Below are 13,687 nucleotides of genomic sequence, written 5' to 3' on the forward strand. Positions count from 1 at the left end.
CGCATGAAAACCATCAAAGGTCCTGGCATTTTTCTGGCCCAATTTATTGGCGACCAAGCGCCCTTTAACTCGCTGGAAGACATCTGCGCCTGGGCCGCTGGCCTGGGGTATAAAGGCGTGCAGCTGCCGACAACCGACACGCGCTTCATCGACCTGAGGCTAGCGGCCGAAAGCCAGACTTACGCCGATGAGCTAAAAGGAAAGGTGCAGGCAGCTGGGCTGGCAATCACCGAGCTGTCGACCCATTTGCAGGGCCAGCTGGTGGCCGTAAACCCGGTGTACGATGCGCTGTTTGACGGCTTTGCGCCCGAGGCCGTGCGCGGCAACCCGCACGCCCGCCAGCAGTGGGCGGTGCAGCAGCTCGTGTACGCCGCCAAGGCCTCGCGGCGGCTGGGCCTGCAGGCGCACGCCACCTTTAGCGGCGCGCTGCTCTGGCCTTATATGTACCCCTGGCCCCAGCGGCCGGCCGGGCTGGTAGAGGAAGGCTTTGCGGAGCTGGGCCGGCGCTGGCTGCCCATTCTGGATGAGTTCGATGCCGAAGGAGTAGACCTGTGCTATGAGATTCACGCCGGTGAAGACCTGCACGACGGCATCAGCTACGAGCGATTCCTGACGGAGGTCAACGACCACCCGCGCGCCTGCCTGCTCTACGACCCCTCGCACTTCGTGCTGCAATGCCTTGACTATCTGGAGTACATCGACATCTACCACGAGCGCATCCGGGCCTTCCACGTCAAGGACGCCGAGTTTAACCCTAGCGGGCGGCAGGGGGTGTACGGCGGCTACCAGTCGTGGCTGGAGCGCGCCGGGCGCTTCCGCTCATTGGGCGACGGGCAGGTTGATTTCAAAGCCATTTTCAGCAAGATGGCGCAGTACAACTACCCCGGCTGGGCCGTGCTGGAGTGGGAGTGTGCCCTCAAGCACCCCGAGGATGGTGCCCGCGAAGGCGCGCAGTTCATCAAGGACCACATTATCCGCGTTACCGACCGCACCTTCGATGATTTTGCGGCGTCGGGCATCGACCAGGCACTTAACAAGACTATATTAGGACTCTAAACTTCCCCAGGATTTCCCATGAAAAAGGCTTTTCTCCTTCTGAGCGCGGGCGTGCTGCTCGCAGCCTGTGACTCGGGCTACAAGCAAGACGGCCCCGACCAAATGAGTGCTTCTAAGCAAGCCGGTACCGAAAAAACGGACGAGCTGAATACCGACAGCACCGCCGGCACCAACGTAGCCGCCGTGACCAACCAGATGCAAGTCGACACCGGCAGCACCAAAATTGGTACCGGCGCCACGGGCTCGCCCCACGACAAGGGGGCCAAGCTGATGGCCTCGGCCGACTGCGCCAGCTGCCACCGAGAGCGCGACAAACTGCTAGGCCCCGCCTACACGGCCGTGGCCCAGAAATACCCCGCTACTCCTGCCAACGTGAACATGCTGGCCACCAAAATTATCAAGGGCGGCAGCGGGCACTGGGGCGACATTGCGATGACGCCGCACCCCGCGCTCTCCCAGACCGATGCCCAGGAAATGGTGCGCTATATCCTGAGCCTCAAATAAGACCGTCTTCGTTTTCCTTCTCTTATCCCACCTGCCCTGCCTATGTCTGCCGCCATCCGGATTAAGCTGTCCATCATGATGTTCCTGGAGTTTTTTATCTGGGGCGCGTGGTTTGTGACGCTCGGCACCTACCTGCTGCACAACCTGCACGCCACCGGCACGCAGGTAGGCGTAGCGTTTCTTACGCAGTCCATCGGGGCCATCGTGGCGCCGTTCATCATCGGGCTCATTGCCGACCGCTTTTTCTCGGCCCAGAAGATTTTGGGCGTGTTGCACCTGGCGGGCGCGCTACTGCTGTGGCGCGCCTCCTCGGCGCCCGACTTCAATAGCTTTTATCCCAATGTGCTCACGTACATGGTGTTGTACATGCCCACGCTGGCGCTGGTTAACTCCATCGCCTTCCGGCAGATGAAAGACCCGCAGAAAGAGTTTGGGCCCATCCGGGTGCTGGGCACGCTGGGTTGGATAGTAGCGGGCGTCATCATTGGCCCTGTTCTACACCTGGAAATCAAGGAAAGCCTGCAAATCACGTTTCTGATGGCAGCTGGCGCAGCCGCGTTGCTAGGGCTTTTCAGCTTCACGCTGCCTGCCACGCCGCCCGTAAAGAGCGGCCAATCCAGCTCCATCGGCGACCTGCTAGGGCTCGATGCCATTGGCTTACTTAAAAACCGCTCGTACCTGATTTTCTTCTTGGCATCCATCGCTATCTGTATTCCATTAGCCTTCTACTACGGCTTTACAAATCCTTTCCTCAACGAAGTGGGGGTGAAGGATGCCGCCGGCGTGCAAGTACTTGGACAAGCATCCGAGTTATTGTTTATGCTGGCCATTCCACTGCTCTTTCGTAAACTGGGCGTGAAGAAGATGCTGGCGATTGGTATGGCGGCTTGGGTACTGCGCTACCTATTTTTCGCCTATGGTGGGGCTAGCAATCATTGGATGCTGATTGCGGGCATTGTGCTGCACGGCGTGTGCTACGACTTCTTCTTCGTAACGGGCCAGATTTATACCGATAACTTGGCTGGCGAACGCTTCAAAAGCTCGGCCCAGGGCTTTATCACGCTGGCTACCTACGGCGTAGGGATGCTCATCGGCACCCTGCTGTCGGGCGAAATTTTCGATAGGCATACCCTGGCCGGTGGCGGCCACGACTGGCGCATGATTTGGCTGATTCCGGCCGCCATCGCTGCCGTGGTTCTACTGGCTTTCCTGTTGTTCTTCCGCGAGCGAGCCACTGTAGCGGCCGGCCAGGATGCGCCGGTAGCCTACGGCGAAGCCTCGGCGGTAGCACCGGGCTAGCCCCATTATCACTGCCTATGTCTAATTTGAATCGTCGCGCTGCGCTTAAGGGGCTACTAGCTACCACGGCTACCGTGAGCACCCTGGGTGTGGCCAGCGCTGCCCACCCCATGGAGGAACCCCAAGCCGTTGCCCCTGCGCCGCTGCTCAACAACATCAGGCAGTCGGTGTGTCGCTGGTGCTTTCAGGATATGCCCTTAGAGCAGCTTTGCGTAGCGGCCAAGGAAATGGGCATTAAAGGCATCGACCTAGTGGGGCCGAATGACTGGCCCACGCTTAAGAAGCACGGCCTCGACTCGCCCATGTGCAACGGCGCCGAGCTTAACCTCACCGATGGCTTCAACGACCCCCGCTTTCACGCGCAGCTGCAAAAGCAGTACAGCGAAATGATTCCGCGCGTGGGCCAAGCCGGCTACACCAACCTCATCTGCTTTAGCGGCAGCCGCCGGGGCATGACCGACGAGGTGGGCCTGGCCAATTGCGTGCGCGGCTTGCAGCCGCTGGTGGCCCTGGCCGAAAAGCACAAAGTAGTGCTGGTAATGGAGCTGCTCAACAGCAAAATAGACCACCACGACTACCAGTGCGACCACACAAGCTGGGGCGTGGCCCTAGCCAAAAAGCTGGGCACTGAGCACTTCAAGCTGCTCTACGACATCTACCACATGCAGATTGACGAGGGCGATGTCATCCGCACTATTAAAGACAACCACGCCTACATTGCGCATTACCACACCGCCGGTGTGCCCGGCCGCCACGAACTCGACGACACCCAGGAGCTGAATTACCCGGCCATTATGCGGGCTATCAAGGCCACCGGCTTCCAGGGCTACGTGGCCCAGGAGTTCATTCCGACCAAGCCCGACAAGCTGGCTTCGTTACGCCAGGCTGTGCGCCTCTGCGACGTGTAGCAGCTGCTAGCCCACCCATTCTTTCCGCCCACCCTTTTCTTTCCTCGCTCTATGAAGATTTCCCTTCTCACTGGTGCGCTCCTGTTGAGCACGGCTGTCCTAGCCCAGGCGCAGCAGGCCGGTAAGCCCGAAGACACCGAAGTGTACGAGCCCGTGCCGAAAGTCGTGACGGCCAGCCCCAACCTGGCCACGCCGCCCTCCGATGCCCTCGTTTTGTTTGATGGCAAAGACCTGAGCCAGTGGGTAATGGCCGACGACCGCAATGCACCGGCCAAGTGGAAAGTCTCTGGCGGGATGTTCACCGTCGATAAAACCACTGGCAATATCGAAACCAAAAAGGCCTTCACCAACTACCAATTGCACCTGGAGTGGCGCATTCCGGCTAACATTAGCGGCACGGGGCAGGCGCGCGGCAACAGCGGCGTGTTTCTGGCCTCGCTGGGTAAGGGTGACCTGGGCTACGAGCTGCAAATCGTTGACTCGTACCAGAACAAAACCTACGTCAATGGCATGGCCGGCAGCATCTACAAGCAGCGCGTGCCCCTGGCCAACCCCGCCCGCAAGCCCGGCGAGTGGCAGTCGTATGACGTAGTCTGGATGGCGCCCACCTTCAAGGCCGACGGCTCGGTGCAAACGCCCGCCCGCGTCACGGTCTTCTTCAACGGCGTGCTGGTGCAAAACAACGTGGAGCTGGCCGGTCCCACCCGCTACATCGGCCCCCCTAGCTACGAGGGCCAGAAGGCCGGCCCCGCGCCCATCAAGCTGCAAGCCCACGGCGATAAGAGCGAGCCCGACAGCTTCCGCAACATCTGGGTGCGCGAGCTATAAGTAAGCCCTGCCGCAGCTAGCCGTAGCTTTGTGCCGAAAGAGCCGACCAGTATATGCTGGTCGGCTCTTTCGTTTCGAAAGTCGTTAGCGCGTATCTACCCTATCTTTTAGCCCATGCAGCCCAACCAACCCGCAAACCCTGACCCCAACGCACTCAACATTGAGCTAACCGAAGCCATCGCCGAAGGCGAATACGCCAACTTGGCCCTTATCGCCCACAGCACCAGCGAGTTCGTGGTCGACTTTATCCGCATGATGCCCGGCGCGCCCAAAGCCAAAGTCAAGGCCCGCATCATTCTCACCCCCGAGCACGCCAAGCGCCTGCTCGCTGCCCTTGAGGAAAACGTACAGCGCTTCGAGCAGAGCTACGGGCCCATCAAGCTGCACCAGGAAGCAGTTACCTACCCCATGAATTTTGGGGGCGCGGTAGGGGAGGCCTAGAAGGGCTCGCCGGTACGGAAAATTAACTTTTTCAGCGAGTTTGCTATTGCCAAACTATTTTCTTACCTTTGCAGGCCTGAAAATTTGGGAGCAAACGGCTCTCGTTCAACCAATCGCTAAATGCCAACCATCAACCAACTAGTACGGAAAGGTCGCGAGGCTCTGACTACCAAGTCAAAGTCGCCCGCCCTTGATTCGTGCCCGCAGCGTCGGGGCGTATGCACTCGCGTGTATACCACCACGCCTAAGAAGCCGAACTCGGCTATGCGCAAAGTGGCCCGTGTGCGCCTTACCAACGGTAAGGAAGTAAACGCATACATTCCCGGTGAAGGCCACAACCTCCAGGAGCACAGCATTGTGCTCATCCGCGGAGGCCGGGTAAAAGACTTGCCAGGTGTTCGTTACCACATCATCCGTGGTGCCCTCGACACGGCAGGTGTAAGCGGCCGCTTGCAGCGTCGCTCGAAGTACGGCGCCAAGCGCCCGAAGCCGGGCCAGGTTGCAGCCGCTGGTAAAGGTGGTAAGCCGGCACCCGGCAAGAAGAAGTAATTTATTAGTTGCCAGTTGTTAGTTGTCAGCCGCTAGGGCTGCAAAGCCCGCTTTAAGCGGCTGACAACTAACAACTACCAACTGACAACTATATAAACCATGCGTAAGTCAAAACCGAAAAAGCGCATTCTCCTGCCGGACCCCAAGTTCAAGGAGACGCTCGTAACCCGCTTCGTCAACTACATGATGTATGACGGGAAAAAGAACCTGGCCTACACCATTTTCTACGATGCCGTAGAACAGGTGGAGACCCGCACCAAGGAAAGCGGCCTCGAAATGTGGCGCAAAGCGTTGAACAACGTGATGCCGACCGTAGAGGTAAAGAGCCGCCGCGTAGGTGGTGCTACCTTCCAGGTGCCGATTGAAGTGCGCGCCGACCGCCGCATCGCGGTAGGCTCGAAGTGGCTGATTCAGTACGCGCGTCGCCGTGGGGAGAAAACCATGAAGGACAAGCTGGCTGGTGAAATCATTGCCGCTGCCAAAGGGGAAGGTGCTGCCGTTAAGAAAAAGGACGACACCCACCGCATGGCCGAAGCCAACAAGGCGTTCTCGCACTTCCGTTTCTAATCTATCGGGCGTTTAGCGGGTTGTTGAGTTTAGATTGAATGTTTAACCAGCTTTGGTTGTCTTCACCGCTAGACTCATCAATCCGCTAACGCGCTAATTAACCTACCGTAATGGCAGTCAACAAAGAGCTACAATATCTGCGCAATATTGGCATCATGGCCCACATTGACGCGGGCAAGACGACCACTTCGGAGCGCATTCTGTACTACACCGGCAAAACCCACAAAATTGGGGAGGTGCACGACGGAGCCGCTACGATGGACTGGATGGAGCAGGAGCAGGAGCGTGGTATCACCATCACCTCGGCTGCTACGACCACCTTCTGGAACTACCCCACCGATGCCCAGGGCAACACGGTGCCGGATACGCACCAGTACAAGATTAACCTCATAGATACCCCCGGTCACGTTGACTTTACGGTAGAGGTAGAGCGCTCGTTGCGCGTGCTCGACGGGGCAGTAGCCCTGTTCTGCGCCGTATCGGGCGTAGAGCCCCAGTCGGAAACGGTATGGCGCCAGGCTGACAAGTACAGCGTGCCCCGTATCTGCTTCGTAAACAAGATGGACCGTGCGGGTGCCGACTTCTTCAAGGCAGTAAGCGAAATCAAGGATAAGCTCGGCGCTAACCCCGTGCCGCTGCAAATCCCGATTGGTGCCGAAGACACCTTCAAAGGGGTAGTTGACCTGCTGACTGGCAAAGCCATCGTGTGGGACGACGCTACCGAAGGCAAATCGTACAACGAAATCCCGGTTCCCGAAGACCTCGTGGACACCGTGGCCGAGTGGCGCGAGAAGCTCATTGAGAGCGTAGCTGAGTACGACGACACCTTGATGGAGAAATTCTTCGAGGACCCGGAAAGCATTACCCGCGACGAAATGATGGTTGTTATCCGCAAAGCGGTTATCGACATGAAGTTCTCGCCCGTACTGTGCGGCTCGGCCTTCAAAAACAAGGGTGTGCAGACCATGCTGGATGCCGTTATGGCTTACCTGCCGTCGCCGCTCGACATGCCCGCCATTCTGGGCACCAACCCCGACACCGGGGCTGAAGTTGAGCGCCACCCCGACAACTCGGAGCCCTTCACGGCCCTAGCGTTCAAGATTGCTACCGACCCGTATGTTGGCCGTCTGTGCTTCTTCCGCTGCTACTCGGGCCAGCTTGATGGTGGTTCGTACGTACTAAACAACCGCACCGGCAAGAAAGAGCGTATCTCGCGCCTTATGCAGATGCACTCCAACAAGCAGAATCCGATTGAGAAAATTCAGGCGGGTGACATTGCGGCTGGCGTAGGCTTCAAAGACATCAAAACTGGTGATACGCTCACCGACGAGAAGAACCCGCTGGTTCTGGAGTCGATGTCGTTCCCGGAGCCGGTAATCGGCTACGCAATCGAGCCGAAGACGCAGGCCGACGTTGACAAAATGGGTATGGCTATCGCCAAGCTCATCGAAGAAGACCCGACCCTGCGCGTGAACACCGACGAAGAGACTGGCCAGACCGTACTGCGCGGCATGGGCGAACTCCACTTGGAAATCATCATCGACCGTATGCGTCGCGAATTCAAAGTAGAAATCAACCAAGGTGCTCCCCAGGTTGCCTACAAAGAAATCCTGACCAAGAAGGTTGACCACCGCGAAACGTACAAGAAGCAAACTGGTGGCCGCGGTAAGTTCGGCGACATCGTGTTTGAGCTTGGCCCGAAAGAGACAGAGCCCGAGAAGCCCGGCTTCGAATTTGACAATGCTATCGTGGGCGGTGTTATCCCCCGCGAATTCATTGCCCCGATTCAAAAAGGCTTTGAAGAGGCTATGAAGCAGGGCCCGCTAGCCGGCTTCCCCATCGAAGGCATGAAGGTGCGCCTGTACCACGGCTCGTTCCACGACGTTGACTCGGACGCCCTGTCGTTCGAACTCGCCGCCCGGGGTGGTTTCCGCGAAGCAGCCCGCAAGGCTGGTCCGAAACTGCTCGAGCCCATCATGGCCGTGGAAGTGGTTTGCCCCGACGAGTACACCGGCCCGGTAACGGGTGACCTGAACCGCCGCCGTGGCCTGATGAAAGGCATGGACACTAAAGGCGGTGCGCAGATTATCAAAGCCGATGTACCCCTCTCTGAGCTGTTTGGCTACGTAACCGACCTGCGCACGCTGTCGTCGGGCCGTGCCTCGGCTTCGCTGACTTTCTCGCACTACGAGGTAGTACCGCAAAACATGGCAGATGCCATCGTCGCCAAAATCAAAGGCGGCAAATAGTTTTTTTAGCTTGTCATCCCTGAGGTAATCGGCCTCTCTCAACAATGAATCAGAAAATCAGAATCAAGCTGAAAAGCTACGACCACAACCTGGTCGACAAATCTGCCGAGAAAATCGTGAAAGCGGTTAAAGCTACCGGCGCTATCGTAAGCGGCCCGATTCCGTTGCCCACGGAAAAGGAGAAGTACACCGTACTGCGCTCGCCCCACGTGAACAAGAAGAGCCGGGAGCAATTCCAGCTTTGCACGTACAAGCGCTTGGTTGACATCTTCTCGACCAGCAGCAAGACGGTAGATGCCCTGATGAAGCTCGAACTGCCCAGCGGCGTCGACGTTGAAATCAAAGTCTGAGCCTAGTATGTAAGCGAATAAAAGCCCCGTTGGCATTGTCCAACGGGGCTTTTTGTTTGCTTATGAAGGAATTACTTTTTTCACTAAGCCATACGGCGTGAAAGCTACTTTGTCGCGTAGCACCTGCTCGTACAAGGCTTTGCTGACTTCGGGCCGCGGTAATAGCTTGTGGTGGCAATGGTAAGTGACCGCAATATTGAGCAAAGGAATAATTTTAACCCCTAGCAACCGCAGGCGAAACTCGATGTCCGAATCTTCGCCAAACGTAGGCGCAGTGTAGCGCTCGTCGAAGCCATTGATAGCTTCGAGGTCAGCCTTCATGGCCGAGAAGTTGGCCCCTAGCAGGCCGCGCTCCTTGCGGTTGAAATAGCGCCGCAGCGCCGGATGAACGACGTAGAAGCCATTCATAAAATGAAAAGTCCGGCGGGCTAGAAAATCCACGAGCTGACCTAGCATGGTAGCCGGATTTTGCAATATGCCCTGGCGCACCCGCTCGGGCGTGAGCTGGCGAGTAAGCCGGTCCGATATATCAATGCGCCGCCCGGCCAGGCACCGGCCAAGACCCCCATGTGCCAGGTGCTCGGCCACAAAAGCCGGGTGTGGAATGCAATCGCCATCCAGGAAGATGAGCTGCGCCCCCAGCGCCGACCGAATGGATACGTTAAGAATTTGGTTTTTGCGAAAGCCGGCATCGGCGTGCCAGTTGTGGCGAATGCGCAGCGGCGAACGGGCAATCAAAGCGGCCAGATGGCTGACGAAAGCGGCGTTGGAGCCATCATCAGAGATGATAACTTCAAAGTCAGGCTCGGTTTGCGTTTCAAGCCCCGCCAGCACTAGCTGCAGAAAGTCGAACCGATTATATACAGAAATAATAAGGGATGCTTTGGGAGATTGCATAAACAAAAGTAGCTGCTGCCCAAGCACCCGAGGCAGCCGGGCCGCGGCCAAGCCCGGCTAGGGTGTTGAGGAGTGATGTTAAATATAGGAGAGGGCACTTCACTTGGCCCTACCTTTGCCTGGCGTGCATAAGCTTGGAGTTTCCATCGTAAGCGAGCCAAAGCTTGCAACACACCCAAGCACCGTTTCCTGAATGTGGAGTTTTTTTTCCGTAGCAAGAGTGCGGCAACTGAGCGTTTTCTGGAGCGCCTTCATTCTTGTGGGGCTTTTTGTATCGGCCTGGGTCAGGGTATGGCCTAGTATCGGAATAGCGGGCTTGTTTTTGACCGGGGTGGGCTACGCGCTGAATCAGCGTACCATCGCGCAGCGTGCGCGCTGGCCCGAGCTGCTTAGCTTCTTGCTGGTGTATGCCGTACACGTGGTTACTGGTTTCATGCACAGTAGCCTGGCTAGCAAGCCGTTGCAGCAAGACTTAGTATTGCAGCTGCCTTTCGTGCTGCTGCCCATTGCCTTTCTCTTATTGCCCGACTGGCAGGCCCGGCACGTGCGAAGCCTCTGGCTGTTATTGCTAGGCGCCTGTTTAGTAGCCGCCGCCGCCGCTACGTGCAACTATGTGCTTCATAACAAAGAGATTGAGCAGCTCTATTTGCAGTCGAAGGTAATGCCTACCGAGCCCGACCATATTCGGTTCAGCCTGCTCATCAGCATTGCCGTGATAGCCGGGGCTACTCTTGTGCGCGCCGGGGGGCTAGCGCGCTGGCAGCGGCTTTGCGTGCTGGTAGCGGTGCTGCTGCTGTTTCTGTTTCAGCATCTGCTGGCGGTTAGAAGCGGAATCGTGACGATGTACGCAGCGGGTTTGGCCGGGCTGTTGTGGCTGGGTTGGTACCAAAAAGAATGGAAGGCTGCTGTGGGCGCCGCGCTGGTGGGCATCGGGCTGGGGGCTAGCTGCCTGCTTCTGTTTCCTACTCTCCAAAATAAAGTAGCTAATACCCGCACCGACGCTGCGCAGATGGAGTCGGTGCGGGCGGCCAATAATTTTTCTATGACGGCCCGGGTTTACTCTTACCAGGCGGCGTGGGCTATCATTAAAAAGCACCCGTTCCTGGGGGTAAGTAAGGTGGGCCTCGCCGACGCGATGGCACAAGAGTATGGCTACCGTTTTCCAGAGATTGAGCCCGACCGCTACGTGCTGCCGCACAACCAATTTATTTACAATCTGGCGGCGTATGGGGTGCTCGGGCTAGCTGTGTTTTTGGTGGGTTACTACTACAGCCTTTGGATAGGAGCCCGCCGGCGAAACATTTTGCTCCTGCTTATTTACCTGATAATTACTGTATCATTCGTGGTGGAGTACACGCTTGAGAGTAATATCGGCGTGATAGTGGGCTTGTTTTTTATGCTGCTAGCCGCTGCCGCTGCGCCGAGCCCAAAAACAGGTCCGTTTGAAGCACCACAAGTGAGCTAACAGCCTGACTCAAAATTATTTCTTGTGTGCTTTGGTTTTTCTCGCGGAAAATCCCTACCTTTGCACTCCCTTAGCGAAAAGGCCACTCGGGCCTTTTCTTTTTGTGTCATTTAATATCCACACAGAATGCCTGGCATCATCGGTAAAAAAATCGGTATGACAAGCCTCTTCACTCCGGACGGGAAGAATATTCCTTGCACGCTCATCGAGGCGGGTCCGTGCGTAGTGACGCAGGTTAAGACTGTCGAGAACGACGGTTACAACGCTGTTCAAATCGCCTACGGCGAGAAGAAAGCGAAAAATACCACTAAGGCACTGGCTGGCCACTTCGCCAAAGCCGGCACCACCCCCAAGAAGCGTCTGGTAGAGTTCCGCACGGAAGACATCGCCACCTATTCGCTCGGCAGCACGGTTGAAACCTCGTTGTTCGAAGAAGGTGAGTTCGTTGACGTAGTTGGTACCTCGAAAGGTAAAGGTTTCCAGGGTGTTGTAAAGCGCTACAACTTCCAAGGTGTGGGTGGCCAAACCCACGGTCAGCACAACCGTCTGCGTCACCCCGGTTCTATCGGTGCGTGCTCGTGGCCTTCGCGCGTATTCAAAGGAATGCGCATGGGTGGCCGCATGGGTACCGACCGCGTTAAGATTCAGAACCTGAAGGTGATGCGTATTGTCGCTGACAAAAACCTGATTCTGGTAAGCGGCTCAGTGCCCGGTGCCAAGAATGGCTACGTGTACCTGGAGAAATAACCTGCTAAGCTTACTAGAGATGGAACTGTCCGTATTCAATAGCAAAGGCGAAGACACCGGCCGCAAGGTTACGCTGTCCGACGCCGTGTTCGGCCACGAGCCGAACGAGCACGTCATGTACCTCGACGTGAAGCAGTACCTGGCCAACCAGCGCCAGGGTACGCACAAATCGAAGGAGCGCGCCGAAATCGCCCGCACCACCAAGAAACTGAAGAAGCAGAAAGGTACCGGCGGTGCCCGTGCTGGTTCGATGAAGTCCGGTGTGTTCGTTGGTGGTGGCCGCATGTTCGGTCCACGTCCGCGTGACTATAGCTTCAAGCTGAACAAGAAAACCAAGCGCGTTGCGCGTCTGTCGGCCCTTTCGGTGCTGGCTCGTGAGGGCAAAGTGGCTTTGGTTGAAAACCTGGCGTTCAGCGCGCCCCGCACGAAAGACTTCGTAGCCGTTTTGGATGGCCTGAAGCTCAACAACGGTCGCAAGACCTTGTACGTGGCCGGCGAAGCTGCCGACAAAAACTTGCTCCTCAGCGCCCGCAACGTGCAGAAGGTGAAGATTTCGACCGCTGTGGGCCTCAACACCCACGACCTGCTGAATACCGACACCCTGCTCTTGAGCGAGGATGGCCTGCGTTCGCTGGAGCAACTGTATACCGAGACCGCTAATAACTCCGCCGAATAATGAGCACGCTAAAACGCCCCATTATCACCGAGAAGGCTACTAGCCTCACCGAAACCGGCCGCTACGTATTCGAAGTGGAACGCACGGCCAACAAGGTGCAGATTAAAAAAGACATCGAGCAGCTTTATGGCGTCAGCGTGATTAGCATCAATACGATGCGCACGATTGGCAAAATCAAGTCGAAGGCTACCAAAGGTGGCCAGGTTTCGGGTCGTCGCGCCCACGGCAAAAAAGCCGTCGTGACCCTGAAGGACGGTGACATCATCGATTTCTACGGCAATATCTAATTGCCTTCGCCGCAAAAGCCCAACTAGCTAGTAATGGCACTTAAAAAACTCAGACCAACCACGCCAGGCCAACGCTTCCGCGTGGCCCCGGCCTTCGACGAGCTAACCACGTCGACGCCGGAGAAGTCGTTGCTGACCTCGCTCAAAAAGAGCGGCGGTCGTAACTCTTCGGGTAAAATGTCGAACCGCTACATCGGCGGTGGACACAAGACCCAGTATCGTATCGTTGACTTCAAGCGTGACAAAGCTGGTGTTCCGGCCACGGTGAAGACCATCGAGTACGACCCTAACCGTACCGCTCGTATTGCCTTGCTGCACTACGCCGACGGCGAGAAGCGCTACATCATCGCCCCTGCGGGCCTGAATGTAGATACCGTTATCGTATCGGGTCCCGGTGTAGCTCCCGAAGTTGGCAATGCCTTGCCGCTTCGTGAGATGCCCCTCGGTACTATCGTACACAACATCGAGTTGCAGCCCGGTCAGGGTGCCGCTATCGCTCGCTCGGCTGGCACCTATGCCCAGCTCGTAGCTCGTGAGGAGCGTTACGCTACCCTGAAGCTGCCCTCCGGCGAGATGCGCATGGTACTCGTTACCTGCACCGCTACGGTTGGTACGGTATCGAACGGTGACCACATGAACGTTGTGATGGGCAAAGCCGGTCGCAACCGTTGGGCTGGTCGTCGCCCCCGCGTTCGTGGTGTAGCCATGAACCCTGTTGACCACCCAATGGGTGGTGGTGAAGGTAAATCGTCGGGTGGTCACCCACGTAGCCGTAACGGTATCTTCGCTAAGGGTCAGAAGACCCGCAACAAGAACAAGTATTCTGAGAACCTGATTGTCAGCCGCAAAGGCAAGAAGTAATAT

16 protein-coding genes are annotated in these 13,687 nt (G+C 57.1%); 15 read left to right on the forward strand and 1 reads right to left on the reverse strand.

Annotated features, from left to right (window positions below):
* The first annotated feature begins 3 nt into the window (after nucleotides 1-3).
* From Q5H89_RS06800 to rpsJ, 10 genes are all read left to right on the forward strand, one after another.
* Nucleotides 4-1,056, forward strand: a complete 1,053-nt coding sequence (locus Q5H89_RS06800) for a sugar phosphate isomerase/epimerase family protein (RefSeq protein ID WP_305018554.1) — start codon at nucleotides 4-6, stop codon at nucleotides 1,054-1,056.
* Nucleotides 1,057-1,074: 18 nt separating this feature from the next.
* On the forward strand, nucleotides 1,075-1,560 hold the full coding sequence (locus Q5H89_RS06805; RefSeq protein ID WP_305018555.1) for a c-type cytochrome: 486 nt from the start codon (nucleotides 1,075-1,077) through the stop codon (nucleotides 1,558-1,560).
* A 42-nt stretch (nucleotides 1,561-1,602) separates the two neighbouring features.
* Entirely contained in the window at nucleotides 1,603-2,859 is a 1,257-nt protein-coding gene (locus Q5H89_RS06810) for a nucleoside permease (RefSeq protein ID WP_305018556.1), read from the forward strand.
* A 17-nt stretch (nucleotides 2,860-2,876) separates the two neighbouring features.
* Nucleotides 2,877-3,767 (forward strand): hydroxypyruvate isomerase family protein, encoded by an 891-nt coding sequence (locus Q5H89_RS06815; protein ID WP_305018557.1) that lies wholly within the window; start codon nucleotides 2,877-2,879, stop codon nucleotides 3,765-3,767.
* A 51-nt stretch (nucleotides 3,768-3,818) separates the two neighbouring features.
* Nucleotides 3,819-4,595, forward strand: a complete 777-nt coding sequence (locus tag Q5H89_RS06820; RefSeq protein WP_305018558.1) for a 3-keto-disaccharide hydrolase — start codon at nucleotides 3,819-3,821, stop codon at nucleotides 4,593-4,595.
* A 114-nt stretch (nucleotides 4,596-4,709) separates the two neighbouring features.
* Nucleotides 4,710-5,036, forward strand: coding sequence for a DUF3467 domain-containing protein (locus tag Q5H89_RS06825; protein WP_305018559.1), 327 nt, complete (start codon nucleotides 4,710-4,712; stop codon nucleotides 5,034-5,036).
* A 120-nt stretch (nucleotides 5,037-5,156) separates the two neighbouring features.
* Nucleotides 5,157-5,585: a 30S ribosomal protein S12 gene (gene rpsL / locus Q5H89_RS06830; protein ID WP_173116037.1), complete on the forward strand. Its 429-nt coding sequence runs from the start codon at nucleotides 5,157-5,159 to the stop codon at nucleotides 5,583-5,585.
* A gap of 99 nt (nucleotides 5,586-5,684) precedes the next feature.
* Nucleotides 5,685-6,152, forward strand: coding sequence for a 30S ribosomal protein S7 (rpsG, locus tag Q5H89_RS06835; RefSeq protein ID WP_133656894.1), 468 nt, complete (start codon nucleotides 5,685-5,687; stop codon nucleotides 6,150-6,152).
* A gap of 110 nt (nucleotides 6,153-6,262) precedes the next feature.
* Nucleotides 6,263-8,401 (forward strand): elongation factor G, encoded by a 2,139-nt coding sequence (gene fusA, locus Q5H89_RS06840; protein WP_305018560.1) that lies wholly within the window; start codon nucleotides 6,263-6,265, stop codon nucleotides 8,399-8,401.
* A gap of 44 nt (nucleotides 8,402-8,445) precedes the next feature.
* The gene (gene rpsJ / locus Q5H89_RS06845) at nucleotides 8,446-8,751 is read left to right on the forward strand and encodes a 30S ribosomal protein S10 (RefSeq protein WP_068340426.1); all 306 of its coding nucleotides are present in this window, start codon (nucleotides 8,446-8,448) and stop codon (nucleotides 8,749-8,751) included.
* Between the two features lie 60 nt (nucleotides 8,752-8,811).
* Here rpsJ and Q5H89_RS06850 read toward each other — a convergent pair whose 3' ends face one another.
* On the reverse strand, nucleotides 8,812-9,648 hold the full coding sequence (locus Q5H89_RS06850) for a glycosyltransferase (RefSeq protein WP_305018561.1): 837 nt from the start codon (nucleotides 9,646-9,648) through the stop codon (nucleotides 8,812-8,814).
* A gap of 433 nt (nucleotides 9,649-10,081) precedes the next feature.
* Between Q5H89_RS06850 and Q5H89_RS06855 the strand changes: the two genes are divergently transcribed.
* The 5 genes from Q5H89_RS06855 (at nucleotide 10,082) to rplB (ending at nucleotide 13,684) form a co-directional block, all read left to right on the forward strand.
* Nucleotides 10,082-11,113, forward strand: coding sequence for an O-antigen ligase family protein (locus Q5H89_RS06855; RefSeq protein ID WP_305018562.1), 1,032 nt, complete (start codon nucleotides 10,082-10,084; stop codon nucleotides 11,111-11,113).
* Nucleotides 11,114-11,239: 126 nt separating this feature from the next.
* Nucleotides 11,240-11,860, forward strand: coding sequence for a 50S ribosomal protein L3 (rplC, locus tag Q5H89_RS06860; RefSeq protein ID WP_305018563.1), 621 nt, complete (start codon nucleotides 11,240-11,242; stop codon nucleotides 11,858-11,860).
* A gap of 19 nt (nucleotides 11,861-11,879) precedes the next feature.
* Nucleotides 11,880-12,536, forward strand: coding sequence for a 50S ribosomal protein L4 (gene rplD / locus Q5H89_RS06865; protein ID WP_157564837.1), 657 nt, complete (start codon nucleotides 11,880-11,882; stop codon nucleotides 12,534-12,536).
* Entirely contained in the window at nucleotides 12,536-12,823 is a 288-nt protein-coding gene (gene rplW / locus Q5H89_RS06870; protein WP_305018564.1) for a 50S ribosomal protein L23, read from the forward strand. Before rplD ends, rplW begins: the two co-directional genes overlap by 1 nt.
* Nucleotides 12,824-12,856: 33 nt before the next feature.
* A complete protein-coding gene (rplB, locus tag Q5H89_RS06875; protein ID WP_133656901.1) occupies nucleotides 12,857-13,684 on the forward strand; it encodes a 50S ribosomal protein L2 in 828 nt (275 codons plus the stop codon).
* Nucleotides 13,685-13,687 lie beyond the last annotated feature (3 nt).

Origin of the sequence: Hymenobacter cheonanensis, assembly GCF_030581075.1 — a bacterium.
In the GTDB taxonomy this organism is placed as follows: Bacteria; Bacteroidota; Bacteroidia; order Cytophagales; family Hymenobacteraceae; genus Hymenobacter.

Bases quoted from the DNA above. Each gene is read 5' to 3' on its own strand.
- Q5H89_RS06800 (WP_305018554.1), top strand. From the start codon at position 4: ATGAAAACCATCAAAGGTCCTGGCATTTTTCTGGCCCAATTTATTGGC.
- Q5H89_RS06805 (WP_305018555.1), top strand. From the start codon at position 1,075: ATGAAAAAGGCTTTTCTCCTTCTGAGCGCGGGCGTGCTGCTCGCAGCC.
- Q5H89_RS06810 (WP_305018556.1), top strand. From the start codon at position 1,603: ATGTCTGCCGCCATCCGGATTAAGCTGTCCATCATGATGTTCCTGGAG.
- Q5H89_RS06815 (WP_305018557.1), top strand. From the start codon at position 2,877: ATGTCTAATTTGAATCGTCGCGCTGCGCTTAAGGGGCTACTAGCTACC.
- Q5H89_RS06820 (WP_305018558.1), top strand. From the start codon at position 3,819: ATGAAGATTTCCCTTCTCACTGGTGCGCTCCTGTTGAGCACGGCTGTC.
- Q5H89_RS06825 (WP_305018559.1), top strand. From the start codon at position 4,710: ATGCAGCCCAACCAACCCGCAAACCCTGACCCCAACGCACTCAACATT.
- rpsL (WP_173116037.1), top strand. From the start codon at position 5,157: ATGCCAACCATCAACCAACTAGTACGGAAAGGTCGCGAGGCTCTGACT.
- rpsG (WP_133656894.1), top strand. From the start codon at position 5,685: ATGCGTAAGTCAAAACCGAAAAAGCGCATTCTCCTGCCGGACCCCAAG.
- fusA (WP_305018560.1), top strand. From the start codon at position 6,263: ATGGCAGTCAACAAAGAGCTACAATATCTGCGCAATATTGGCATCATG.
- rpsJ (WP_068340426.1), top strand. From the start codon at position 8,446: ATGAATCAGAAAATCAGAATCAAGCTGAAAAGCTACGACCACAACCTG.
- Q5H89_RS06850 (WP_305018561.1), bottom strand. From the start codon at position 9,648: ATGCAATCTCCCAAAGCATCCCTTATTATTTCTGTATATAATCGGTTC.
- Q5H89_RS06855 (WP_305018562.1), top strand. From the start codon at position 10,082: ATGCACAGTAGCCTGGCTAGCAAGCCGTTGCAGCAAGACTTAGTATTG.
- rplC (WP_305018563.1), top strand. From the start codon at position 11,240: ATGCCTGGCATCATCGGTAAAAAAATCGGTATGACAAGCCTCTTCACT.
- rplD (WP_157564837.1), top strand. From the start codon at position 11,880: ATGGAACTGTCCGTATTCAATAGCAAAGGCGAAGACACCGGCCGCAAG.
- rplW (WP_305018564.1), top strand. From the start codon at position 12,536: ATGAGCACGCTAAAACGCCCCATTATCACCGAGAAGGCTACTAGCCTC.
- rplB (WP_133656901.1), top strand. From the start codon at position 12,857: ATGGCACTTAAAAAACTCAGACCAACCACGCCAGGCCAACGCTTCCGC.